This is a genomic window from Planomicrobium stackebrandtii, assembly GCF_030814955.1.
In the GTDB taxonomy this organism is placed as follows: domain Bacteria; phylum Bacillota; class Bacilli; order Bacillales_A; family Planococcaceae; genus Planococcus; species Planococcus stackebrandtii.
Genome location: NZ_JAUSWB010000003.1, coordinates 154714 through 177900, shown reverse-complemented (window position 1 = coordinate 177900; position 23187 = coordinate 154714). Strand labels below are relative to the sequence as shown.

General features: G+C 44.1%; 25 protein-coding genes. 7 read left to right on the top strand and 18 right to left on the bottom strand.

Annotated elements, in window-relative coordinates:
* Nucleotides 1-73: 73 nt before the first annotated feature.
* Nucleotides 74-658: a TetR/AcrR family transcriptional regulator gene (locus QOZ98_RS06925; protein ID WP_308786753.1), complete on the bottom strand. Its 585-nt coding sequence runs from the start codon at nt 656-658 to the stop codon at nt 74-76.
* Between the two features lie 12 nt (nt 659-670).
* Nucleotides 671-1093, bottom strand: coding sequence for a VOC family protein (locus tag QOZ98_RS06920; protein WP_308786752.1), 423 nt, complete (start codon nt 1091-1093; stop codon nt 671-673).
* A 186-nt stretch (nt 1094-1279) separates the two neighbouring features.
* On the opposite strand from QOZ98_RS06920, the gene QOZ98_RS06915 reads away from it, so the two are divergent.
* Together QOZ98_RS06915 and QOZ98_RS06910 are read left to right on the top strand one after the other, a co-directional pair.
* Nucleotides 1280-1789, top strand: coding sequence for a glycine/sarcosine/betaine reductase selenoprotein B family protein (locus tag QOZ98_RS06915; RefSeq protein WP_308786751.1), 510 nt, complete (start codon nt 1280-1282; stop codon nt 1787-1789).
* Between the two features lie 15 nt (nt 1790-1804).
* The gene (locus tag QOZ98_RS06910) at nt 1805-2044 is read left to right on the top strand and encodes a hypothetical protein (RefSeq protein ID WP_308786750.1); all 240 of its coding nucleotides are present in this window, start codon (nt 1805-1807) and stop codon (nt 2042-2044) included.
* 132 nt (nt 2045-2176) lie between these two features.
* Here the strand turns inward: QOZ98_RS06910 and QOZ98_RS06905 are convergent, their stop codons facing one another.
* The 3 genes from QOZ98_RS06905 to nadX all read right to left on the bottom strand — a co-directional run bounded on the left by QOZ98_RS06905 (nt 2177) and on the right by nadX (nt 5451).
* Nucleotides 2177-3391, bottom strand: a complete 1215-nt coding sequence (locus tag QOZ98_RS06905) for an amidohydrolase (RefSeq protein ID WP_308786749.1) — start codon at nt 3389-3391, stop codon at nt 2177-2179.
* Nucleotides 3392-3656: 265 nt separating this feature from the next.
* Nucleotides 3657-4634 carry an alpha/beta hydrolase gene (locus tag QOZ98_RS06900; RefSeq protein ID WP_308786748.1) on the bottom strand — a complete coding sequence of 326 codons (978 nt, stop codon included), beginning with the start codon at nt 4632-4634 and terminating at the stop codon, nt 3657-3659.
* Nucleotides 4635-4671: 37 nt separating this feature from the next.
* Nucleotides 4672-5451 carry an aspartate dehydrogenase gene (gene nadX, locus QOZ98_RS06895; RefSeq protein ID WP_308786747.1) on the bottom strand — a complete coding sequence of 260 codons (780 nt, stop codon included), beginning with the start codon at nt 5449-5451 and terminating at the stop codon, nt 4672-4674.
* A gap of 521 nt (nt 5452-5972) precedes the next feature.
* Between nadX and QOZ98_RS06890 the strand changes: the two genes are divergently transcribed.
* Nucleotides 5973-6848: a YitT family protein gene (locus QOZ98_RS06890; RefSeq protein WP_308786746.1), complete on the top strand. Its 876-nt coding sequence runs from the start codon at nt 5973-5975 to the stop codon at nt 6846-6848.
* Nucleotides 6849-6950: 102 nt separating this feature from the next.
* On the opposite strand, the gene QOZ98_RS06885 is transcribed toward QOZ98_RS06890, so the two are convergent.
* On the bottom strand, nt 6951-7760 hold the full coding sequence (locus QOZ98_RS06885) for a tryptophan-rich sensory protein (RefSeq protein ID WP_308786745.1): 810 nt from the start codon (nt 7758-7760) through the stop codon (nt 6951-6953).
* A gap of 401 nt (nt 7761-8161) precedes the next feature.
* Here QOZ98_RS06885 and QOZ98_RS06880 point away from each other — a divergent pair, with 401 nt between their 5' ends.
* Both QOZ98_RS06880 and QOZ98_RS06875 read left to right on the top strand, forming a co-directional pair.
* Nucleotides 8162-8977, top strand: coding sequence for a CPBP family intramembrane glutamic endopeptidase (locus tag QOZ98_RS06880; RefSeq protein WP_308786744.1), 816 nt, complete (start codon nt 8162-8164; stop codon nt 8975-8977).
* Nucleotides 8978-9161: 184 nt separating this feature from the next.
* Nucleotides 9162-9359, top strand: a complete 198-nt coding sequence (locus tag QOZ98_RS06875) for a hypothetical protein (protein ID WP_308786743.1) — start codon at nt 9162-9164, stop codon at nt 9357-9359.
* A gap of 383 nt (nt 9360-9742) precedes the next feature.
* Here QOZ98_RS06875 and QOZ98_RS06870 read toward each other — a convergent pair whose 3' ends face one another.
* The 11 genes from QOZ98_RS06870 to QOZ98_RS06820 form a co-directional block, all read right to left on the bottom strand.
* Nucleotides 9743-10090, bottom strand: a complete 348-nt coding sequence (locus QOZ98_RS06870; protein ID WP_308786742.1) for a type II toxin-antitoxin system PemK/MazF family toxin — start codon at nt 10088-10090, stop codon at nt 9743-9745.
* Nucleotides 10090-10347, bottom strand: a complete 258-nt coding sequence (locus QOZ98_RS06865; protein WP_308786741.1) for an AbrB/MazE/SpoVT family DNA-binding domain-containing protein — start codon at nt 10345-10347, stop codon at nt 10090-10092. Before QOZ98_RS06865 ends, QOZ98_RS06870 begins: the two co-directional genes overlap by 1 nt.
* 125 nt (nt 10348-10472) lie before the next feature.
* Nucleotides 10473-11141: a DUF1643 domain-containing protein gene (locus QOZ98_RS06860; RefSeq protein WP_308786740.1), complete on the bottom strand. Its 669-nt coding sequence runs from the start codon at nt 11139-11141 to the stop codon at nt 10473-10475.
* A 387-nt stretch (nt 11142-11528) separates the two neighbouring features.
* Nucleotides 11529-11762, bottom strand: a complete 234-nt coding sequence (locus QOZ98_RS06855; protein ID WP_308786739.1) for an SHOCT domain-containing protein — start codon at nt 11760-11762, stop codon at nt 11529-11531.
* 183 nt (nt 11763-11945) lie between these two features.
* Nucleotides 11946-12233, bottom strand: coding sequence for a putative quinol monooxygenase (locus tag QOZ98_RS06850; protein WP_407676700.1), 288 nt, complete (start codon nt 12231-12233; stop codon nt 11946-11948).
* The gene (locus QOZ98_RS06845; protein ID WP_308786738.1) at nt 12234-12911 is read right to left on the bottom strand and encodes a type 1 glutamine amidotransferase domain-containing protein; all 678 of its coding nucleotides are present in this window, start codon (nt 12909-12911) and stop codon (nt 12234-12236) included. It abuts the gene before it with no gap.
* 239 nt (nt 12912-13150) lie between these two features.
* Nucleotides 13151-13477 carry a hypothetical protein gene (locus QOZ98_RS06840; protein ID WP_308786737.1) on the bottom strand — a complete coding sequence of 109 codons (327 nt, stop codon included), beginning with the start codon at nt 13475-13477 and terminating at the stop codon, nt 13151-13153.
* 31 nt (nt 13478-13508) lie between these two features.
* Nucleotides 13509-14057 carry a DUF6036 family nucleotidyltransferase gene (locus tag QOZ98_RS06835; protein WP_308786736.1) on the bottom strand — a complete coding sequence of 183 codons (549 nt, stop codon included), beginning with the start codon at nt 14055-14057 and terminating at the stop codon, nt 13509-13511.
* A gap of 601 nt (nt 14058-14658) precedes the next feature.
* Nucleotides 14659-16929 (bottom strand): excinuclease ABC subunit UvrA, encoded by a 2271-nt coding sequence (locus QOZ98_RS06830; protein WP_308786735.1) that lies wholly within the window; start codon nt 16927-16929, stop codon nt 14659-14661.
* 201 nt (nt 16930-17130) lie between these two features.
* Complete coding sequence (locus QOZ98_RS06825; RefSeq protein WP_308786734.1) at nt 17131-18642, bottom strand: GGDEF domain-containing protein; 1512 nt, start codon at nt 18640-18642, stop codon at nt 17131-17133.
* A 471-nt stretch (nt 18643-19113) separates the two neighbouring features.
* Entirely contained in the window at nt 19114-19308 is a 195-nt protein-coding gene (locus QOZ98_RS06820) for a hypothetical protein (protein WP_308786733.1), read from the bottom strand.
* A 55-nt stretch (nt 19309-19363) separates the two neighbouring features.
* On the opposite strand from QOZ98_RS06820, the gene QOZ98_RS06815 reads away from it, so the two are divergent.
* Together QOZ98_RS06815 and QOZ98_RS06810 are read left to right on the top strand one after the other, a co-directional pair.
* A complete protein-coding gene (locus QOZ98_RS06815; RefSeq protein ID WP_308786732.1) occupies nt 19364-20512 on the top strand; it encodes a hypothetical protein in 1149 nt (382 codons plus the stop codon).
* Between the two features lie 248 nt (nt 20513-20760).
* On the top strand, nt 20761-22218 hold the full coding sequence (locus tag QOZ98_RS06810; RefSeq protein WP_308786731.1) for an amidase family protein: 1458 nt from the start codon (nt 20761-20763) through the stop codon (nt 22216-22218).
* 162 nt (nt 22219-22380) lie between these two features.
* Here the strand turns inward: QOZ98_RS06810 and QOZ98_RS06805 are convergent, their stop codons facing one another.
* Nucleotides 22381-23055: a metallophosphoesterase family protein gene (locus QOZ98_RS06805; RefSeq protein ID WP_308786730.1), complete on the bottom strand. Its 675-nt coding sequence runs from the start codon at nt 23053-23055 to the stop codon at nt 22381-22383.
* Nucleotides 23056-23187 lie beyond the last annotated feature (132 nt).

Genomic DNA, 23187 nt, shown 5'->3' with positions numbered 1-23187 from the left:
TAGTACTCCAGAACGCAAGAGGCATGGCCAACAACCTTTACGGTTACTGGCCATGCCTCTTTTCTTTAAGTATTTATTTTCGAAAGCCATTCAACATTACGTCAATCACAGCCAGTACTTCGTCTTTGGCTTGTTCGGGATTTTCAGCATGGGAAACCCACAAGACTGCTTCGTTCAAAGACCCCGATATGACGGTCGTCAGTGCTTTAACAGAAATCGAATCCTTGATCAGGCCATCTGCTTTCAAATCGGTTATTTTTTGCAATAACCGGGATTCTGAATGATGTTCGTCAATTTCTGACCACTCATTCCATCCCAATACTGCCGGTCCGTCAACAAGCAGAATTCTTCTATTTTCTATTAGTAAAGCCGCGTGAACAAAGGCATGGCATCCAAGCACTAACTGCTCCCAGGAATTCTCTGACTTTGCTGATTCCTGCTCGATCGACTCAGCTATTCCCCTTTGGACCACTTCGACTACTGCTTTAAACAAACCAAGTTTATTGCCAAAATGGTGATACAGCGCACCTCTTGTAATATTTATTTTGCCGACAATTTCTTCAAGAGACGTTTCAGCGTATCCTTTCTCTGTAAATTGCACGCGAGCTGTGTTGATCAAACTGTTTTTTGTACGTTCCGCTAATTCCTGATTTTTCATAAATCCATTGGCTCACTTTCCCTCTTCTTTTTGATACATCGCTTCAAATTCTTTGCTTGGCGGAATCACTTGGATTACATCGACCAAGAGGCCCGCAGGATCCGAAACGATAAAATGCCGTTGTCCAAAATCTTCACTCCTGATTTCCATTACAGGAGGGATTTCTTTCATAATTTTTTCATAGACGTCATCTACATTATCCACTTCCAGATTGATGATAACGCCTTTCGACTTTTCTCTGTAGTTATGAGGGACAGTAGGGTGCTTGTAATCAAGGACAGCCAGCTCAAAATCCGTATCGCCTTCCGTATTCGACAAACTGATATACCAATCCGAAGAGAAAGTGGCTTTAAAATCAAAATGAGTGATATAAAAATTGGCTACATCCTGAGGGCTTTCACACATGATCACGGGATAGGAACTGTTGATTTTCATCGCTATTACCTCCTCATAGTCTTGCTTATAATATAACATACATACAGAATGTATGTAAATAATGAATGTAAACAATAGATTTTTTTAAGGCTTCTTTAGCGCAAAAAGAAAAAATATACACAGGAATTTCCACCCCGTCAGCGAATACTATCCAATAGACTATTTGAACTGGAGGAATGGCTGATCATGAAAATGAAGACAAAACTCAAATCAAAGCTGTCACGGACGTTTTCCAGTAATTTCACGAATGCCTACCAGAAATTCACCATGAGCCACATGACAGAAAACAGCAGCTTGCCCGAAGCTTATTTACAGAAGCCGTTGGACCAATGCAAAGTGGCACTGGTTTCAACCGCCGGTGTTCACTTGAAGTCGGACGAACCGTTTGATGTGGATAATCCGGCCGGAGATCCTTCGTTTCGAATCATCCCGGCAGACGTCACCGAACGCGAACTGACAGTGACGCATATTTATTTCGATACAAAGTTCGCCAAAACCGATCCGTCCATCGTCTTCCCGCTCCAGCAACTTAAAGAATCCGCGGCGGACGGAAAGATTGGTTCTGTTTCCGGAGTCCATATTGGATTGAACGGCGGCATCTTGGACACGACGATAGCTGAACAAAATTTTATACCGAAAGTTGTCAAACTGTTCCATAACGAAGGAATCGATGCCGCGCTCTTAGTGCCTGGCTGAGGATCCTGCCATAACGTGCTTGGGCTGTATGCCCGGGCTTTAGAAGCTTCACATATTCCGACTGCCATGGTCACCTTGTTTCCGGAAATCACTGACAAAGTCGGCGCTCCCCGTACACTCCATGTGCCATTTAAAATGGGGCGGCCGTGCGGCGAACCGTTCGACTTTGAAACGCGAGGAAAAGTGGTGGACCAATTGCTGGAGCTGTTGACCCTGCCTTCCGGATCAAGGGAAAAATATCGAGAAAAGCCATAGTTACAAGGCTTAAGTTGACGAGCCTCTTATCTTTGCTGCCAGGACTGCTTTCTGGGGACGTCCTCCATCGATGTTAAACTATAAGCAAAAAACAGCCACCCTTGAAAAGGATGGCTGTTTTTGGTGTCTTCATTATTCGATATCGCTGTAACTGCAAACGACATGGGCAACCGCCTTTGCCGATACAAGAAGCGCATCTTCATTAATATCAAATTTCGGATGGTGATTCATATAAATTTCTTCTCTTCCCTCCGGTTTGCAGCCGATGTTGAAAAAGAGTCCGGGTGTTTTTTCCAGATAATATGCAAAATCTTCCGAGCCGGAAAATACCGGAAACTCGATTACGTGTTCAATCGTTGAATCATCCGCATTTTTCAGGATGGACACAACGTTCTCAGTGACTTCCGCATCGTTGCAAAGCGGCGGATAATCCGCTGTATAGGTCAAGTCGCATCCAACATCAAACTCCAGCTCAACCCCTTTGACAATGCGCTGGATTTCGCGGGCGATAAGCTCTTGCGTTTGGTCGTTCATATAACGCACGTCCCCTTCTATCTCAATGCTGTCCTTGATGATATTGAAGGAGCCTTTGGCGTCAAAAGAACCGATGGTAACGACCCCCATCTCGAATGGATTCAAGCGCCGGCTGACGACCGTCTGAATAGCTGTAACAAAATGGGCACCGGCAACTATCGGATCATTGGCTCGATGAGGCGTTGATCCATGGCCTCCCTTGCCTTGGATTTTGAGTTTGAAATACGTTCGGCCGGCCATCGCGTAACCGCTTCGATAACCGATTGTGCCGACCGGATGGCTCGGAAACAGATGTGTTCCGAACACATAGTCCAAGTCATCCAGAATTCCGGATTCAATAATGCTTTTCGCTCCGCCAGGCGGCGTCTCTTCCGCATGCTGATGAATGATTTTAATAGTCCCAGAAAGTTCGGATTTCAGCTGAATCAAACAGTCTGCCAAAACGAGCATATAGGCGGTGTGGCCATCATGCCCGCAAGCATGCATGACTCCTTCATTCTGCGATTTGAACGGCACATCCGCTTCCTCAAAAATAGGCAGGGCATCAAAATCCGCACGCAGCCCGATTGTTTTCCCAGGTTTTCCTCCTTTGATGGTGACAATGACACCGTAGCCATTTCCGGCATGTGTATGCACTTCCACATCTTTTCCTTTATAAAACTCTGCAATAAACTCAGCGGTTTTTTCTTCTTGAAAAGAAAGTTCAGGATGCTGGTGCAAGTGGCGGCGGATCTGAATCATTTCGTCTTTCCGGCTTTCCAGCATATCTAGTAATTGCTGCTTTGTCCCACTCTTTTTAATCGGTTGAGTCATGTATTCATCTCTCCTTAAGTTAATTTACCTCTCCACGGAGTGAAGATTTCTTTATGCTGTTGCTTTTTCTTTTTTTTCTTGTCCACTAACAAACATATCACTGCGGTCTCTAAAATACGTAAAAAGCTTTTAATTAAGTCTGGAAATTCAGAGGATATTTACACGTTCCATTGATTTACAGCTGCTATTTCACGCTTTTTATGAAAAGGAAAATCCAGCATTCGCTTAAGGCGTGATTTGTGCTCAAGTAAAGCTGTTGCGTCAATTAGCTAAGTTGGTGTGCAAAATAATGTTTGGTTGCATAGTTAAAGGATTCCATCAGAAAATCCCTTGCCGCTTTGCTGATATCCGCTTCTGGGTGGATGATGTCAAACCCGTGGTAAGCGCCTTTATAGATCTTAAAATCGACCGGAATGCCTGCGGCTCTCAAACGTTCCACGTACTGGATCGTTTCATCGCGGAACGGTTCGATATCTCCGACGAACGTGACGGCTGGCGGCAAGTTGCTATAATCCGCTGCCCGGCCAGCTGCTGCATAGATCGGCACCCGCTTTCCAAACAAATTACCGAGATACAGTTTCCAGGCCCAGCGATTCGTAGCTGAATTCCAGACATAGGCGTTGTTGTCTCTCACAGATTCCGACAGCATCCGGTCATCGAGCATCGGATAAAGCGGCATTTGAAAAGCCAGATTGATGTCTCCTCTATCTCTTGCAAGCAACGCCAGTGCAGCCGTCAATCCTCCACCCGCACTCTCACCGCCAACCACAAGCTGATCGTCGCGAATTCCCAGCTCTTTCGCATGAATCTTCATCCATATCAAGACTCGATAACAATCATCCAGCGCCGCCGGATAAGGTGCGTCGATCGACAGGCGATAATCCGGTGCAATAATGACACAATCGCTCGTGTCGATCAGCCGTTTGTACATATCCCCGCTCATCTCTGGAATCCCCTGCGCATAGCCGCCGCCGTGACTCCACAACACGCCCGGTACGCCTTTCACGGGGTCGAGCGGTTTGTAAATACGCACGCGAATCGAAGAACCATCCCCGCGGCTCACCCATTCTTCGCTGCAGGCCAAGCCTTCCACGTCTTTTCCTTTAAACCGCTTCTCCATCAGTTTTTTCGAGTTGTGCATTGACTCGATAAACGTTTCTTCGGTCGATTTTGTCACCAGTCTATTTAACAGCATTCCTCTGAACCTCAATTGCTTATTGACCATTTTGCGCGTTACGTCCAATGCCGAATCCCCCTTTAAACTCTTCCAACATGAAAACTCAATTGCCGATCCTTAATGCCCCATCTTTATTCTGCAGCACAGCTAAAATACTCAATGCGGCAAGAAGGCTCGTCTTCGGATTGCTCGGCATCGGATTGTTTTCGACTTGCAGATGCAGCTTCCCGAAATCCCCTTCAGCTTCAATCGAATGCGTATTCCGTTCAATATCCGGATCGACAATGATGCGCACCTTCGTTTTCTCGACGCCGACTCCTGCAAGTGCGAGGGTCATCGCCACATTGACGTTTTTCGGAAATTGTTCGACAGCTTCATATGCAGTACCTTCGAATATCACTTTCTCTTCGTCCGCTTCCATCCCAAGCGATGCCGGTGATTTTCTTGTCGTAATCTGGACCCGCTCTAAGCCACCGGCTGCTTTCGCTGATTGCAAGACGTCGAGTCCACCAATCGCACCCGACGGCAGGAAGATATGCGTGCCTGCCGATTCTGCCAAGGTTTTTACTTCCTCCAGGAAATCGGTATCTCTAAAGACGCCGATACTGCTGACGACAAGGTCTTTCTTGTGGATGACGACTTCTTTCAGATGTAGGGCAGCCGCTTCCACAGTAGCTGCCTCCACGACGATATCGAGCGGCAACTTCAAAAACGTTTGAAGATCTGTGTAAAAATCAGTTTCAAACTGTTCACTCAACCGATGGCCCGCTTGCTGGTTGCGGCCAAAAATTGCGATGATTCGCCCATTAGTCATCTTGTTGGAGTTCACTTGTTCCAATAAATAAGTAGCAATATTTCCTGTTCCGATGATTCCGATGTTCATGGTTGGGCCTCCTCGCATAATTAGATGAAACATTCTTAAAGTTTATTTGAACGATGAATACTTCTCTATACCCTTAAATAGGTAATGCTATCTTCAACTCCGATGGAGGCAGTCTTCTTTTTGTCTGCAAAGACAAGATACTAACCTCAAAATACCATCAACAAAATTCCGCTTCTCTTTAAAAATTTATTCCCGTCTGGTGGATTCCTCCAAATTTACTCTACTAAAATAGCAATAAAAGGATTATATTTAATAGTTATATATGTTGAACCAATGATCTTCACCTGCTGATTTGTGGAATATCTTTCATGAATACATCAGGAAAACTAGACTTGCTTTGATTTCACTCTATCTCTTATCCTCGAGGGGCGAGGCGAAGCAAGAAGACAGGCGCCCTTTACCTGTGTTCTTGCGAAAGTTCTGCCCAAAGCGATCGAAGCGATGAGGAAAAGTTGATTTCCTTCGTTCAACATATATAGAGCGAAAAATGCCATCACGCTACTACAGAAAAGAGGAATACAATGAGTGCCCCAGCTACAAAACGAAAAGCCAATAAAGTGAAATTGATTTTACGGGCGCTGCCCATTATCGTCGGTGCGTTTATCACCGCATACGGCCTTGAAGCCGTCCTGATTCCGAACAATGTATCGGACGGCGGCATCACGGGTATCAGCATCGTCGGCTCCCAATTGTTCGGCTTGCCGCTTGGCTTGCTGATCGCCGTTTTGAACATCCCTTTTGTTTATTTGGGCTATAAACAAATTGGCAAAAGCTTCGCCATCTACTCTACCATCGGCATTGCTTCCCTTGCCTATGCCACAACTCTCATGCACCACATTCCGCCCATCATTGATGGCGACACGTTATTAGTCACCGTCATTGGCGGGATCATCATCGGTTTCGGCATGGGTCTTGCTTTGCGGAATGGTGGTGCTCTTGACGGCATCGACATGCTGGCCGTTCTGCTGTCACGCAAATTGCCATTCGGGACGAGTGACATGATCCTATTCCTGAATGTGTTTGTCTTTATCGTCGTTTCCTTTGTCTTCGGTTTGCAAGGCGCGTTCCTATCCGGAATCGCTTATTTCATCGCATCCAAAGTGATCCATCTGGTTGAAGAAGGATTCAGCGGCTCGAAAACGTATAAAATCATTTCGCGGGAACCCGAGCTGCTCGTGCAGACCATCTACGACCGCCTGGGACGCAACGCCACCTACAATATTGTCAATGGTGCCTACACGAACGAGCAATACAAAGAAATCACATGCATCATCAACCGGCTCGAAGACAGCAAAATGAAAGAAATCATCTTCGAAATTGACAAGAACGCATTTGTCGCCGTATACGATGTCGCCGAAGTCAGAGGCGGCAGTTTCAAAAAGCGGGATATTCACTGATGGGCCAGAAACAAAAAAAGCGCCAGCTTCTCTTTTTTTAAAAGAGAGCGGCGCTTTTTGCATCCACTGAAAGAACCGGCTGCTTTTATTTGATGAGCGTTCTTAAGCCGTCTGTCTTGGGAAAAGAGCATTGCCATTTTTTATGAATCTCCACACAACAGCAATCAGATAGATGCCGATGCCAGCCAACAAAACGCCTTGAATGGCAGTAGACATGGCAGGATTGAGCTGTCCGCTGGCATAGGCACTATAGATTCCATAGAAAGCCCAAGCGATGGGAATCGGAAAGGCAGCATTTTTGAAACGGGACAAGTAAAAGAGCACGAAAGCTATGGCGAGCCCCAATACGACCAGTGTCCAGATTGAATCGGAAAGCCCGAATCCGTTCCATTCCAATTGCACTAAAAACAAGGAGATGTTGACGATTGTCGCAATGAACACCCATGAACTGTAGAAAGTAAAACTGAGGCCTGCAAGTGTAGAAGGAAACTCAAAGCGATTTTTATAGATTCTTTCCACGATGATGAGCAACGAGAACAGCATCCCCAAAATCAGCAGTGTGGATACCCCTAATTGTTCATAAGAAAAAGCAACAATCCATCCCATATTGAGCAGAGAGCTTGCGATAAACAAAGGTGAAACTAAAAGCACCAGCTTGCTGATATTTTTGTCTTGTCTTTTTATAAACAAATAGATCAACGTAATCAGCAGCAAACTATAAATGACTCCCCAAATCGAAAACGTAAAAGGTGCCGGCGATATGAGCGTCATGTATTTGTCTGAGATGTCTTTCTGACCCATCCCATTAAAAAATCCGGAAGATCCGAGGTAATTTACGCCGAGCGTTAAAAAATAGAAAACCAGATTTAACAAGGTGAAAACTTTTGTTTTTTTCAATGTGCTTCTATCCATAATGAACGCATCCTCTCGGTAGTTAATACTTTTAACATCACTCCATCACTCTCTTTCAATATGTCTTCCCGAATTGGTCCCGCGGCAAAACAGTTTCCTGCAAAATCTTGTTTGAAAATAAGATAGGCTTAAACATTTCAGCGTACGGAAACAAAAGCAATGGGTAAATGCTGGTTTCCTTCGTTCATCAAATATATCTAAGAACTTTTCAGTTAAGAACTGTATTTCTTCCCTTATCAAATGAGCTGTAAATATTTTTTAAAACCTTAAGTCATGCTATTATAAAATCAAAATATTACTAAAAAATTCACATCCAGTACTAAAAGCGGATTTTGTTGCAGAAGATGATTTGTTCCACTCTCGGAAATGCAATCAGCCTAAAACGAAAGGCGGCGCTGGGGATGTCTGAGGAACGGAAGTCACCGAACATGTTCGGCTGGATGCTGGGCGCATCAATCGTGTCCATTTTCATCCTGCTGCAGGTCACGCAAAACGTGCTCATTATCGGTGTTGCCATGCTGCTGGTTTTCTATGTCGTCTTGCCGGTGCCGTTTGTCCGCTACCATTTCAAGAAGCGCGGCGTGAAGCTGAGTCAAGTCTTCTTCTTTCGCGGCACCCTGCGTTGGCTGCTGCCAGTCCTCGGACTCACCGTGCTGGTGACCTCATTTTCCGTCAGCATCTACTGGCTGCAGTTGCGGGGGCTCATGTCCATCGCCCCCACTGCGGTCGAGTTGGCGCTCATGCCCCAGCCGTTTCCCGATACGTTATGGTACTTGGTGGCGACCGGCTTTATTTTAGCAGTTATTGCGCCGATCGCAGAAGAGTTCGTATTCCGCGGGCTGATCCTCAATTGGCTGGTCGCGGGATTCGGCTTCTGGAAAGGAATCGGCTTGTCGAGTTTGATCTTCGGCATTTTTCACATCAACTTTTTTGGCGCTTTCCTGTTCGCCGTGATGGCGTCACTCCTGTATTTAAAGACCGGCAATCTGCTGGTGCCGATTTTGCTGCACAGCGCCAACAACTTTGTCGCCGTTTACCAAAGTTTCGTGAATCCATCTTTTCCGCAATGGCTGATGATATCGAGCATCAATGACCTGTATGCGAAAAGTGTGCCGAACCTGATTGTGCTGGCTGGCAGTTTGACGTTGCTGCTGTTTATCATTGCGTGGCTGGCGCGGGGGTTGGAGGATAAGATAGAAGAAACACGTGTTTTTTGAAATTGAATTTCTAAGGATGGGGTTGCTCGCTCCACTCCCAATGTTTTCCCTGAGTGGTGCTCAATTATGAATACTTACCCCGATCACTCTGAGGAACAGTTTGTCATCAAGTGTCGGCTAGTCAGCGTTTATCTCTCCAGCTATCGGGAATATAAATAAAAACTGTTATGAAGGAGCGATTCCGATGAGCAATCACCAATCATCCGAACAGGAAAAAAACATTGAAAAAATGAACGAATTTCTTGAAGAAAAAAATCAGGAAACTTCCGAAAAACAAGATTTCGATCCACAGGAACAAAAAAACCAATCGTTAAAAGATAATGCGCGTACCCAGGATGAAAACAATAAGTTAATAAACAAAAACAATAACCGAACTCCCTGACTCTCCATTTTGATTGGTTTGCAAAAGAGTCATTTGAATAGCGGTTTCCCATTGCAAAACTCAAAAATATAAACACAAACGCCCAGCAAATCCATCCTGATTTGTTGGGCGTTTTTATTGGTTTCTCAGGGATGGCTGATGGGAACACTCTCTGCATTAAGATGATAATATAGGAGCTGTTCCAAAAGGATATAGTATTCTCCTATTTCGTCCCTGTGTGCCGCAAAATTTACTTAGAATTTTTTATACAGAGAAGCGATTTTAAAGCCACCTACTCAGTGCCGCTTCTCTTGCTTGGCAGAACTGAAATTGCAGAAAATAAAAAGAAGCAACCGCCCACTTCCCTGCGTGAAAGTAGGTGGTCACACTGGAGTAAATCAAATTCAAAAGTTTTTTTCCATGAGCAGTTTAACATAATAAACACACTCATCGAGAAAATCTTCTGTCACAGGAGTATCTTCGTACGCTAAATTCCATTTTGTATCATCCACGCTCTTCATTTGATGGGGAAGTGCAGAACCGGATACTTTAAGGCCGGATGGCACTGCCACTTCCATTGGGTGGCCCGTAGTTTTAGAAGTGATTGGACAAACAAAAATGAACTTTGACTTTTTATTGTATTCCGTATTGCTTAATACTATAACTGGTCTTCGTTTTTGTATTTCCATGCCTGCGCTTGGGTCAATGTTCAAGTAAATCAAATCTCCTTGTGCCGGCATATAAGTCCCCATTATAACTCTTCTCCGACTGTACCTTTAATCAGCTCTTCACCCTGATTATCGCTTGTAAGACCCTCAATAATTTCATTGAGTGACTTACGTTTTTTCAAAGGCTTAATCATAATTGTTCCATTATCCAACACGGAAATATCTACTTTTGTATCGACTTCTATTGTGGTTTTATCAATGATGGACGCATTGAATCGAACACCCAGATTATTTCCCCATTTCTTGACAATGGCTTGTTGATGATCAACGACTTTTGCCATGGCTTCCACCTTCCTTCATGCTATCATTTTATCACGCACAAAAGTTTAAACATTGTTTACACACTTTTGAAGCTTATATTCAAGCCTGTTCCTAACTTATATATCCCTTTCTTAGAAATCCTTTTCTAAACCACTTCTGCCGTTCTTTTCAGCTGTGCTTCCATATCATCCAGCCACTTGATGCATTTGTTCTGAAGCCACGGGAATGGATGATAGTACAGCGGATGCGTTTTATAGGAAAGGCCCTTAATGTCTTCAAGCTCCATCAAAATGGTATACGCATTTTCCGCAGCAGGAATAATCGAAGCTTCAGTGCCCCATCCCGCGATAACCGTATCTGCCTGCTCCACGCAATCCAATAATTCAACGTACCGATCCATTGAAAAGATCGTATGGCGGCTATCGCCATATTGTTTCATGAACCTCTGGCTTTCTTTATACTCATCAAATTTCCCCGTCCTTAGATCAGTAAGGTTAATGACCTGGACTGAATTCCAGTTCATCCGCTCCATCAGGCGCATCAGCTGGTACAGCGTATTATCGGGAGTTGCGGGCATAAGCGGCAGTTCCGCAACCTCTCCCGACAGCAAAGGAATCGAATCTTCCCCTGCCAATGGAAGACATTTCCCTGGGTTCAGGAGCACAAATAATGCATCGACTCCTTCACTTTCTGCGCCCACTCGGCTGATGGCAACAAGACTTCGGCAAATTTGAATTTTCTCGTACGTCTGCAGTTTATAGAAAGCTGCCTCTGTGTAAAAAAGATTTTCCAATTCCTTACCTGATTGAAACATATTATTCCTCCTTCAAATTTTTACTGTCTTTATTGAAGAGGCATCTGTTGAATGAGCAGCAAAGGAATCCGCCATTCCATTTTTATGTAAATCCATTTTAACAAAAGGGAACGTACGTTTGCAATAAGTAATTTAATTGTTCAAAAAATAACTTTGTGGTTAGTATCTTGCTTCCCAGAGAGCGACACAATTAGTATGTATATACATCAGCATGCTTGAAAGATCGAAGTGGAATAACTTTTTAATCTTCTAATTAACAGGAAAACCGCTGTGCGGAATAACTTCCGCCAGCGGCTTTGGACGTTCATCATTTAACTCTGCGGTAAGCTAGATCAGCCCCTCCAAAATAAGGATAGAGCCGTTCGACTTTATACGATAATCTGCATTTTATAAAAGTCTTTTCTTGATTTCTTCAAATTCTTCAGTAGTTATCTCACCTTTAGCCAGCCGGTTCTTGGCGATTTCCATTGCGTCCGTACTGGAGTCTTTGTGTGAACGATTCAAATCGTTGTTATTGTTGTTTTTCACAATAAAGTAAATGGCGAAGCCCACAATTACGATTAATCCGATTAACATCCAAAATCCACCTCCTACTCCCATTCCCCATTCGGATCCCATCATTGCTTCCTATCCCCCCTTTTTTAGTTCTGGTATCTTTCTGCACTTCAAATGTACACCCAATACGTGCAGAAATTGTGTAGGCTAGAGAAGCTGGTCTACATATTAATTTTTCTATGCAATACCATTCAATGCAAAAAAATACCGAGCTTTGCGATAAATCTTCGCAAAGTTCGGCATTATGATTCAGACGGTCTTCAGCTTAAAAACCTCTCGTTTGGCAATCAGGTCCGCTATGTTCGTGCGGTATTCCTGGTAGTGAAGAGATTCGATATGGCTCTGTAAAGCATCCTGGTCTTTCCATGTTTCATGAAGGACAAACGTATCGTCTTCAATTGATTGGTGGAGAACATAGTTCAGGCAGCCAGCTTCTGCTTGTGAGGCTTCCTGCACTTTAATTAATTCCGCCAATAGTCGTTCTTCCATGTTTTCCTTGGGCTTCAGGATTGCGGTAATGACAATAGGCTCCATCATTTAGTTGCCCTGCTTGTTTTTCTTGTCGAATGCCTTTACCAATTCCTCGGCCAATTCTTCAGAAGAAAACGGATCGCGTCCGGTCACCAATTGATCATTGCCCCATACCACTTTTTGCTCAGCGGAATAATTAGCCACTTTGCTCATTTCGCCTTCCAGGCTGAATGGCAGAATCGCAGGAAGACCTTCAGGTTCAACCGCTTCCGGATATCCGGTAACGTTCAAGCCGGAAATGATGCTCTTGCCGTCCGGACGTTTTGTCCAAAGCAATGGTGCAGGTCCGTGGCATACAGCTGACACGATATTGCCATTGTCGTAAACGGCATTGATGATGTTATGCAGGGTTTCATTTTCAGCCAAATCGTACATTGCCCCGTGGCCGCCGACGATGAATACTGCGTCATAGTCTTCTGGAGCGACTTCCGAAAGAGCTGTTGTGTTATCCGCTACTCCCGATTCGTATATTTTTTTGTATTTGCCTTCAGGGTCGTAATCTTCACTGATGCTAGCCTGGTCAAGTGCAGGTTTTCCGCCCAGCGGTGAAGCCAGATCCACTTGATGTCCCGCTTTTTTCAATACTTCCATCGGCGCAAACAATTCTTCCGCCCACCAGCCGGTTTCGTAGTTATTTTCTGTATCCTTGTGTCCACTTGACAGCACTGCTAATACTTTTGCCATTTTTTGTTTCCTCCTTTAAGTTATAAATCATCCTGACATTAGTTGTTCCCGAATGTTTTCCTCCTTAAACAAGCAAATAAGATAGACAATTCCCCGGTTTGGTGACGTTTGATATGAATATAATTAAAAAAATAGCCGCTCTATGGAAAGTTGATTTCCTTGGAGCGGCTATTTTTATGATGTAAGTTGCAGGGTGTTGTCAAAGTCGTTTAGAATTTTTTCTTTCCCAGAGACAAGATTTATGATTTATTTCTTTCCTTGCTCTTCAAACGCTTATCTGCTTCTTTATAGAACTTTGCTAACCGTTCTCTATCTCGCACACGAGCTACTTGAACGTGAACATTTTTCGCCACATCTTGTGCCCGGTCGTTATCAACATTGTATTTTACTTGAACCATGTTCACTAACTCTGCTCTCGATAAAGGGACAGGATGATTTGAAGAGACTAAATCATTCAAGAAATGTGATGCATAAACTGCTGTCGATCTACGATAAGGAGTACCTCGTTTAACCATGTCACGCTTTTCCTCATTTGCAGCTGCCCGCACATCCAAAAGCTTTGACATAATCAATCTCTCCTTTCAATCATATAGTGTGTTAATTCTTGTTTAATCCTCTTTCGGCTAGTATATCATCCCATTCATGTAAATTGAATTCAGATGTATTAAAAAAGTATGTTTTTGCTTCTTCTAGATAAGAATGAAGCAATTCTAAATCGCATTCATCAAGAATTGGTTTTGTTTTTAAATCTTCTAGGTCTTTTCCTCGTTTAGAGACTAATTTAGAGAGTGCCAGCATTTCTATATCGGGAAGAAAGATCTTTAAATTTTCAAATGGAATACCCTCCAGTAGAAATAAATCTCCATGTTCTCTATATAGTGCTTGATCTGGAAACTCAGGGAACATACCTAATCTTTGAAAAACACCTGGCTTGGCTTCCATGATTTTATTTAGTTTTTCTTCACTCGTGTAATTTTCCACTCTAAAGTCTATATCTCTAGTTGCTCTGAAATCTGTATCTCCCAAGTGAATTAAAATAGCTGCACCGCCAAAGAGAGCAATTTCTAAATTTGTATTTTCTTCCTGACAAATTAAATCTAGTACAACTAATTCTCTTATCACATCTTCCAATGACATTTCTTTCATAAAGCATTTCCCCCGATTTTAAATATTTAACTTAATCTTAGAAATCAAAATACCTGATGATTGACTTAACCTTAAAAGGAAGGATTTATCGTCAGTTGCTATTCTTTAGTTTATATTAAAACTCTACATATAGCTTTTTCATTAAACCTAGTTAGTTTAGCTTTCAGGGAACTACACAATTCCCAAACAATTTATAAGCCTGAATAAACCAAAAAGCCGCTCCAAGGAATGTTGATTTCCCAGAAGCGGCTATTTTCGTGAAGTCTATTTCATCCTGTTGTCAAAATCGTTTAGAATTGTTTCTTTCACATAACGCGTTTTTATTTGGTTAGCCCTCTTAAACCGCACGTCTTGAAAAAAGAGACTTTCCATTTTTAATAAATCTCCACACAACAGCAATAAGAAAGATCACGATTCCTGCTAAAAGAACGCTTTACTAGCGGTTCCCATTTCGTCCCTGGTGCCGCTCAAATTATGAATACTTGCCGCTCACCATCTAAATCCAATGGAGTTCTTTCTACTACTGATTTCGTCTTTATTCCTATGCAGTATTATTGTATGTCTTGAATTGTGCCTTGCACAGAAGCGCGATTTATTCAAATTACTCCTCTACACCTTTTCTCAGCCACTTCGCCGTCAATGTGTCCGACTCGAGCATCTCTTCCGGTGTTCCTTCAAACAACACTTCGCCGCCTTTTTTGCCGCCGCTTGGACCCATTTCGATGACCCAATCGCTCGCTGCAATAAAGTTTAAATTGTGTTCGACGAGGATGACAGAATTCCCTTTATTCACGAGGCCTTGGAAAACATCCAATAAATGATCGTTATCTTTTGTGTGAAGCCCTAATGAAGGTTCATCCAACAAATAAATTTGCCCTTCTTTTTTCAAGTGGCTGGCGAGTTTGAGGCGCTGCACTTCTCCTCCGCTTAACGAACTGGTCGTCTGTCCGAGTGTCAGGTACCCCAATCCTACATCCCTTAAGGTATCTACTTTTTTGACGATTTTTGGCATGTTCAAATACTGATTGGTTTCGTCGATTGTGAGCTCTAAAATTTCTACGATGTTTTTTCCTTTGTATCGATAAGACAAGGCTTCTTCTGAATACCTCGTCCCCCGGCACGCTTCACATGTGACGGTCACGGGGTCCGCAAAAGCCACGTCTGGCGTCGTGACGCCTTTGCCCTCGCAGACAGGACAAGCCCCTGATGAATTAAAGCTGAACAATCCCACGGGTTGTCCGGTTTCTTTTGACAGGATCGACCGGATGTCATCCATGATTCCCATATAAGTCGCGAGCGTCGAACGGCTGGACGTTCCGATGCTGCCCTGGCCAACCGAAATGGTTTCGGGATAGTTTTCGGTAAATGCGCCGAACATTAACGAACTTTTGCCGGAACCGGAAACGCCGCATACCGAGACCAGGACATTTTTAGGAATTTCCACACTGACATTTTTTAAGTTGTTGGCAGAAGCGTTCCTTATGGAGAATCTTTCTTCTGCTTTTCGCGGATTCCTATTGATGGTCGGTTTATGGTCCAAATTGGTAATGGCTGATGCTTTTTTTAGCCCTTCCAGTCCGCCTTGGTAGACCACCTCGCCGCCGCTCACGCCCGCTCCTGTCCCCATTTCAATGATTTCATCTGCTGTTTTGATGACCGCTAAATTGTGTTCAATGACGACGACGGTATTGTAATTGTCCCGTAGACTTTCCAACATATGCGTCAACATCTCAATTTCTTCCGGATGAAGCCCTGCACTGGGTTCGTCGAAAATATACGTGATGTTATTTAAACTGCTTCCTAAATGACGGGCAATTTTCACGCGCTGCGCTTCTCCGCCGGACAAAGTCCCCATTTTTCGCGACAGACTCAAATAACCCAGCCCCAAGTCAACCAGCTGTTTTACACTCGGGTACGCCTGTTGTGCAATGGATTTTCCGACAGGATCCTTTATTTTCCCCAGCTCACCCAGTAACTCTGTCAGTTCCAACCGGTCGTAATGCACGATATTCAACCCGTTGATTTTGCATTCCAGCACTTTCGGATTTAATCCCGATCCTTCGCAAGTCGGGCACGCTGCGTGTGTCGTCATCGCCAACACATCATCTTGAGACGTTATCTTCAGTTTCGTGAGATCCCGGTTAATGTACAGGCGAATAAACCTGGGAAGGATGCCGTCCCATTCGATGTCACGATTGCCTACTTTGTAATAATAAGTGCTGAATGCCCGCTCGCCTTCCGGGGGTCCGTAAACAAGCATATTATATTTTTCTTTCGTGAAATCTTTGATGGGGAGATCGGGATCGAACAATCCGCCGTCCACCATCCATCTGCCCTGCCAGCCAGGCGGCGCCAGCGGCTTGAATCGCACTGCGGAGTCTCTAAGTGATTTCGTGTGATCGATGAGTTTGGTGATATCCGGCGCAACGATTTCTCCGTACCCGCTGCATTCCGGGCAGTTCCCAAAAGAACCTTCACTCGAAAATTCAGTCGCTGAACCAATTGACGGACTGCCGATTCGCGAAAACAACAGCCGAATCAACGGATCGATGTCCGTATACGTGCCAACCGTCGAGCGTGCATTGCCTTTTACCGGTTTCTGTTCCACGACAACAACCGGGCTCAAATGCTGCATCAAGTCGGCATGGGGCCTTTCGTATCGCGGCATCTGATGCCGGACATACAATGGATAGTTCAACGTCATTTGTCTTCTGCTTTCGGTCGCCAACGTATCAAATACGACGGAGCTTTTCCCTGAACCGGAAAGGCCGGTAAACACGTTGATTTTTTCTTTCGGAATATTTAAATCGATGTTCTTTAAATTATTTTCTTGAAGCCCTCTTAATATAATTTCATCTCGTTTATCTGCCACACTGATATTCTCCTTTTCCAATCCATTCAAAGAATTACCCTATCCGTAAATGGTTTCCCTGTTTTGGTCCGGCTCACACAAATAATTATTACGATTGTTCCCTGGGTGCTGCAAAACTTATAGCGAATCAAAAATGAAAAAGACACAGCTGCCAGTGTGTGGCAGCTGTGTCTTGGATTGTCAGAATCATTTTGAACTATTTCACACAGGGACGCGATTTTCATTTTTGATGCGGACTTCATTCCAGTTTGCATCCTCATTGTAAAAACTGAAACCATTTTTCCCTTTTCCTTTTGTAACATACATTGCTGCATCCGCATTTTGCATCAGTTTGTCGGAGGTGTTTCCGTTTTCGGGATACTTGCTGATGCCGATGCTCGGCGTCACACTCACCACGTGGCCTTCAATATCCATCGGGTCCTGAAACACATCTACGATTCTTTTGGCTAAAGCGGTGCACCGTTCCTGTGTAGCACCAGGCAGAATGATGATGAATTCATCCCCTCCCAGGCGGAAAATCAGCGCTTCGTTTCCACCTGTCGCTTCCAACCGTTGTGCAGTTTTGATTAAGACCATATCCCCGATATGATGGCCTAGGGTATCGTTCACAGCTTTAAATTTATCCAGGTCCAGGAGCAGCAGTGCCAGCTGCGAAGAAGGATAATTACTCAGCATGCCTTCAATCTCCTGCTTAAAACTGCCTCTGTTGCGCAGCCCTGTCAACGGGTCATGGTAAGCCAATTGTTTGTATTGTGCCACCAGCTGATGATTCTTGTGAAGAATCTGCATTTGGTGGGCGAGCAGCAACAGAAACGCCAGCAGCAGCCCCGCGCTGAGGGCATTGAAATCAAATTGATAACTTTCGATAACCAATACCATAAGAATGACAATGCTCACATAGGGAAAAAGCGCTGCCTGGTCCCGTACTGGATTTTTCACGAGCCATGAATTTTGCCCCTCATCCTCTTTTGCATAGTACGCTGTAAGCCCGATGAACAAAGTGGACAGCTGCCATAACAGATCGACGTAATGGCCTGCTTGATAAGTTCCATTGAACGTCAGATACGCATAAATGAAATCTGCGGCGACCTGAAAAGAAAATCCGGTGATGCAGAGCAACAGGATGCCCTGCTTATCATTTTTCTGAATCAAGTAATACAAAATCGTGACGGCGAAAAGAATGGTCAGATCCGCTACCGGATAAGCAAAGGTCAGCAACATCACCAGCAGCGAATCTCCGGCAAATTCGAGCACCGGATCAACCAGGTAATGGTAGCTGATGGAAGCGACGGTAATCATAAAGACCGTGATATTAAAGCTATGGGAATGGCCAGAAAAAGCACCGCTCAGTTCACGTATTTTAACAATCAAGGCTGCCAGGAAGAAAAGGTACGCGGCCATCCACAATACATTCGTAAGATTTTCCGACTCTATGGTTTGCCGGCTGATCTGATAATACAGCCACAACCAATTGGAGCATAAATAGACGTTGAGCCCGACGAACAGCAGCAGCCAAAAATTCTTCTGCCGGCTGTCGGCCCGGCGATACGCCTGAAACAGCCAAACGAGACTCAGCGTCCCGATCAGAATCTGAAGCACATTGGTCCCTGCGGAAATCAGCCATGGACTTTGTTCGAAGAAATGCGTCAAGCTGTAAAATACGATGATGACCGATAATAGAAGTGATATGGGAAAAACATTGTTCCTGAACATGGCCGTTACCTCCTCAATGTCTGAAATTAATTAAAGCCCGCAGTTTGTTCCATTGCCTGTAAACCGTAAAAAGACGGAATCGCTGCAATAAGCCTAACCGCCAAAGACAATGATCCGGATCCGCACCATGGGTACTTCAAACGAAAAATCCCTCTGGTTAAAAGCATCATACTGAGCCAGCACATCAAAATCTTAGTAAATTTATTATACCCGTTAATATAACATTAAAATAGTCCTTTTATCATAATATAAATATTATAAATAAATACTAATTACCTACCAAAATTATGGAAGAAATGATGAAAGACTTCGGCTTATCTGATCAAATTCTCTTCCCTGAAAGCAACTCAATTATTGGTTTAAATTGGGTATTTGTACTAATTTAACAAAAACCATAAATAGTTGATTACAAACCAAAACACCGCAACTGAATTTTCATTCCAACTGCGGTGGTAGCCATTCATACACTTTCTATTCCATCATAAACAATTTTCCTTTATACCTTGCCGCATCCATAGAAATCGTCTTACCGTTTCCCAATAGAACGGCCGCTGTCTCCCCTTCGTAACGTTCATCAACATAGATGAATGTATATCCCTCTGCTTCAGCAGAAATGAATAACTTATCCTCTGCTACCTGCAAATCCAATAAGCCATAATCATCCAATTGATGGTACTATTTATTAGTTGTTATAGTAGAAAAGAAAGATGGGGTAATGAAAATGAGAAAGAAAAAATTAGTGAGTTTGATGTTCGTCGGTCTGATTACAGGCCTTCTAGCAGGTTGTGGATCAGAAAATCCTAGCGCCACTGTAGATGATTTTCTAACTGCCGTCCAAAAGAATGATTTTGAAAAAGCAGGTTCTTATGTTCAGGGCGGTACTGAAAGCCTGACTACTGATCAAGAAACGGCTGAAGAGGCAGATGAAGAATTAGCAATGACCTTATTTGAAAACATCTCTAAGAACTATGACTTTGAAAAGACTGAAGAAGTATCAACTGATGATGATAAAGCAGTTATAAAAACTGAAATTACATCTCTTGATATGGGAAGCGTTATGACCAGCACAATGGCTGAAATCATGCCTTTAGCTTTTGCCAGTGCTTTTGATGAAGAAACTCAAGAATCAGAAAAAGCCTTTGAAGAAATGGCTGAAAAGACCATGGTAAAATATATGACTGCAGAGGATGCTCCTCTCGTTACACGGTCGGTAGAATTAAACTTAGAAAAAGATGATGAAGGAAACTTTAAAATTGTAGATGACGAAAACTTGGAGGAAGCTATCTTCGCTAATATCTCCCAGCTAGAAGATATGTTCAGCGGAGAAGACAGTGAGTCTTGGACAGAATCGGAAGAAACAGAAGAACAACCTGAGCAAACTTCTGAAGTTTTGTCTGTTGTAGCCGAGAATAAATTGTATGATGCAAAGCCGATAAACGTTACTTTGGAAGAAGTATCATTCAAAAAAGCGAGCAATGTCTCAGAGGATCAGCAGTTCGATATAAACAATATGTATACGGACGAACCAATAGGGGCAGAGTTTAGTTATTTTTATATTAAATACACTGCAGAAAACACTTCTGATCAAGATGTAACTTTTAGTGGAATCAATGAAATTGTATTGTTCTCAGAAGGTAAACAAGAAAAAATTGACGTAGCATATGATTGGAAAGACTTCATTGACTATGATGAAGCCCAAGATCCAGATTATTATGGGGCTGTGAGTAAAGCTGGTGAGATTGGAGTAATAATTAAAACTGACCCGACTAAAGTAGAAAAAGTCAGAGTTGTGATTAGCGAATCCATGTCAACTGAGACTTACGAAACACTTTCAGATGCACAGAATGTTGAATTTGAAGTAACTAACTAAGCCACCTCTAAATATTGTAATAGTGTTTTTGATTGAAACTAGGGTTTGTAAGGTTATATTCGAAAAATCATATAGTAAAATTATTCACAATAATATCTATAAATAGTAAAGCCGTATCTCAAAATGCGGCTTTTTTATTTTGCTCTATCTTCTTGTAAGTGTACATATTGAAATCAGCACTTTATGTAAAATTAAGAATTGGTGTACAATTAAAGATATGTAAATAACTTATAGTTAGGAGCCTACTGATGGAGAAAACCTCATTTAAACTAAACGAAGCAACAATCAAAGACATTCAACAGGCTTTTCAGGAAAACAGGCTCACTTCCGTGGAATTGGTGCAAGCCTACCTCGACCGGATCGAGACATTCGACCGGAATGGCCCGAAGATCAACTCTGTATTGACTATCAATCCGGACGCACTGAAAATTGCAGCCCAGCTGGATGAAATGCGCGGGCAGGACGGACAGGGGCCGTTATACGGCATTCCCGTGTTGCTCAAAGACAATATCGAAACGACGGACCCGATGCCAACGACGGCCGGCGCTATTGCACTGGAGCAGAACTTTGCGCAGCAGGATTCTTTTGTCGCGTCGCAGCTGCGGAATGCTGGCGCCATCATTCTTGGCAAAGTGAACTTGAGCGAATGGGCTTATTTCATGTCGAAAGAAGGCGTGAGCGGCTACAGCTCACTCGGTGGACAAGTACGGAATCCTTACGGAGTCGGCACCTTCAAACCGGAAGATGTCGGCGGATCGAGTTCAGGGACAGGTGCCGCCATTGCGTCGAATTTTGCCGTTGTCGGCGTTGGCACCGAAACCTCGGGATCAATTTTGAGCCCAGCGAGCGCCAACTCCATTGTCGGCATCAAGCCGACGGTCGGGCTGATCAGCCGCTCACGCATCATCCCGATTTCTGAAAGCCAAGATACTGCAGGACCAATGGCGCGAACCGTTGCGGATGCTGCGATCCTGCTCGGCGCTATGACGGGCGTCGATGAACAGGATCCGGCAACACAGGCGAGCGCCGGTCAGGCGTTAACCGATTACACGCCGCACTTGAAAACGGAAGGCTTGAAAGGCGCACGCATCGGCGTCGATCTAACATACCTGAACAATGAAGAGCCGGAAGAACGTGCTATCATGATTGATGCGATCGAACAATTGAAGCTGCTCGGCGCTACCGTGGAAGAAGTGACGATTCCCCAGCAGTCATTCGAATCAGACGTCTTGTGGTATGAATTTAAACGAGGCGTCAATGAGTATCTCAGCACGTTGCCTGATGAGGTTCCGGTCAAATCACTGGCGGATGTCATCGAGTTCAATAAACAAGATCCGGAGCGCCGGATGAAATTCGGCCAGGCAGAACTGGAAAAATCGCAGTCCTTAAGCGACGATCCAGCTGACCCGACATACCTGGAACACCGCCAAACCGATTTGCGCCATTCCATTCTAGAAGGATTGGATCTCATCATGAGTGAACACCAACTGGATGCGCTGTTATTCCAAAACAACCGCGGCGCTGCTCTTCCGGCAAAAGCGGGCTATCCGTCCATCACTGTCCCAGCCGGCTACACGAGAAGCGGACACCCGGTCGGCGTCACGTTCAGCGCCCAGGCTTTCAGCGAACCGCGCTTGATCGAACTTGCCTACTCCTATGAACAGGCAACTCGAAAACGTCAGGCACCGGATTTCGAATCCTATTGATAATTAGTGTATAGCAATGAAAAACACCCTTTACTGAAAAGTCGGCATGTAGATGCCAACCGCTCAGTGGAGGGTGTTTTTCATGAGTTCTGCTTCCGTGAAAAGTGATTTCCACTTTGGACGATTTGCGGATCAGCGTACAGAAATCGAAAAACTCTAATCTCAACTTTTCTTCACGTAATAGACTTTTCTACTCGGCAGCTCAAGACAATTCAATTGTCCCCCGTAAGCTGCTCCTCCATCAATTCCAATAATCCGATTGTCACCGAAATAAACGCCATGATCAGTTGTCCCTCGCAGTATAAATGCTGGGGTATGTCCAAACACCACCGTTTTTTCGCCCGCATAAGCTTTATAAAATTCTTCGCGGATCCACATTAAAATATACGGATCTGTTTGCTGAACCGGCATACCCGGATAGACACCCGCATGCACAAAAATGGAGTCATCCTCCTCATAATAATAAGCTGTTTCTTTAATAAAATCGACATGCTCCCAAAAGATAGCTGCCGCCGGGAACGTCACGTCTTGTATTGAAGGATCGTAGCTCTGCAGTGTAGCCAGTCCCCCGTTTCTTGACCAATTTTTCTTCGCACCGGGTTTATCATTTACAGCGTCCAGCATCATCTGGTCATGATTGCCCCTTAATACAATAGCGCCCTGCCTTTTTAATTCGATGACCTGCTCTAAAACCCCTTTTGAATCCGGGCCGCGGTCCACGTAATCCCCGAGTAAAATCAGTCCATCTTCGGCAGCGTTGTATTTCGCCTTCTGCAGCAGCTTCTCAAAAAGATGAAGTTCTCCGTGAATGTCACTGATGACCAAAGTTCTTTTCATCGTGTTCACCCCTGCTTTTAGTCTTCTGAAACCACCGGGAACCGCTCTGCACTGGCCTTTTGTTTGAGAGCTAATTTCTATGCTGCCCTTCTTAGAGTACGCGACGGGTTGCAGGATGATTTCTGAAAGAAT

Excerpts from the sequence above, each read along its gene's own strand:
- QOZ98_RS06915 (WP_308786751.1), top strand. The coding sequence starts at position 1,280 with ATGAAAATGAAGACAAAACTCAAATCAAAGCTGTCACGGACGTTTTCC.
- QOZ98_RS06825 (WP_308786734.1), bottom strand. The coding sequence starts at position 18,642 with ATGTTCAGGAACAATGTTTTTCCCATATCACTTCTATTATCGGTCATC.
- QOZ98_RS06860 (WP_308786740.1), bottom strand. The coding sequence starts at position 11,141 with ATGTTTCAATCAGGTAAGGAATTGGAAAATCTTTTTTACACAGAGGCA.
- QOZ98_RS06810 (WP_308786731.1), top strand. The coding sequence starts at position 20,761 with ATGGAGAAAACCTCATTTAAACTAAACGAAGCAACAATCAAAGACATT.
- QOZ98_RS06855 (WP_308786739.1), bottom strand. The coding sequence starts at position 11,762 with ATGATGGGATCCGAATGGGGAATGGGAGTAGGAGGTGGATTTTGGATG.
- QOZ98_RS06875 (WP_308786743.1), top strand. The coding sequence starts at position 9,162 with ATGAGCAATCACCAATCATCCGAACAGGAAAAAAACATTGAAAAAATG.
- nadX (WP_308786747.1), bottom strand. The coding sequence starts at position 5,451 with ATGAACATCGGAATCATCGGAACAGGAAATATTGCTACTTATTTATTG.
- QOZ98_RS06805 (WP_308786730.1), bottom strand. The coding sequence starts at position 23,055 with ATGAAAAGAACTTTGGTCATCAGTGACATTCACGGAGAACTTCATCTT.
- QOZ98_RS06925 (WP_308786753.1), bottom strand. The coding sequence starts at position 658 with ATGAAAAATCAGGAATTAGCGGAACGTACAAAAAACAGTTTGATCAAC.
- QOZ98_RS06885 (WP_308786745.1), bottom strand. The coding sequence starts at position 7,760 with ATGGATAGAAGCACATTGAAAAAAACAAAAGTTTTCACCTTGTTAAAT.
- QOZ98_RS06865 (WP_308786741.1), bottom strand. The coding sequence starts at position 10,347 with ATGGCAAAAGTCGTTGATCATCAACAAGCCATTGTCAAGAAATGGGGA.
- QOZ98_RS06890 (WP_308786746.1), top strand. The coding sequence starts at position 5,973 with ATGAGTGCCCCAGCTACAAAACGAAAAGCCAATAAAGTGAAATTGATT.
- QOZ98_RS06920 (WP_308786752.1), bottom strand. The coding sequence starts at position 1,093 with ATGAAAATCAACAGTTCCTATCCCGTGATCATGTGTGAAAGCCCTCAG.
- QOZ98_RS06870 (WP_308786742.1), bottom strand. The coding sequence starts at position 10,090 with ATGGGGACTTATATGCCGGCACAAGGAGATTTGATTTACTTGAACATT.
- QOZ98_RS06880 (WP_308786744.1), top strand. The coding sequence starts at position 8,162 with ATGTCTGAGGAACGGAAGTCACCGAACATGTTCGGCTGGATGCTGGGC.
- QOZ98_RS06840 (WP_308786737.1), bottom strand. The coding sequence starts at position 13,477 with ATGTCAAAGCTTTTGGATGTGCGGGCAGCTGCAAATGAGGAAAAGCGT.
- QOZ98_RS06845 (WP_308786738.1), bottom strand. The coding sequence starts at position 12,911 with ATGGCAAAAGTATTAGCAGTGCTGTCAAGTGGACACAAGGATACAGAA.
- QOZ98_RS06905 (WP_308786749.1), bottom strand. The coding sequence starts at position 3,391 with ATGACTCAACCGATTAAAAAGAGTGGGACAAAGCAGCAATTACTAGAT.
- QOZ98_RS06835 (WP_308786736.1), bottom strand. The coding sequence starts at position 14,057 with ATGAAAGAAATGTCATTGGAAGATGTGATAAGAGAATTAGTTGTACTA.
- QOZ98_RS06815 (WP_308786732.1), top strand. The coding sequence starts at position 19,364 with ATGAGAAAGAAAAAATTAGTGAGTTTGATGTTCGTCGGTCTGATTACA.
- QOZ98_RS06850 (WP_407676700.1), bottom strand. The coding sequence starts at position 12,233 with ATGATGGAGCCTATTGTCATTACCGCAATCCTGAAGCCCAAGGAAAAC.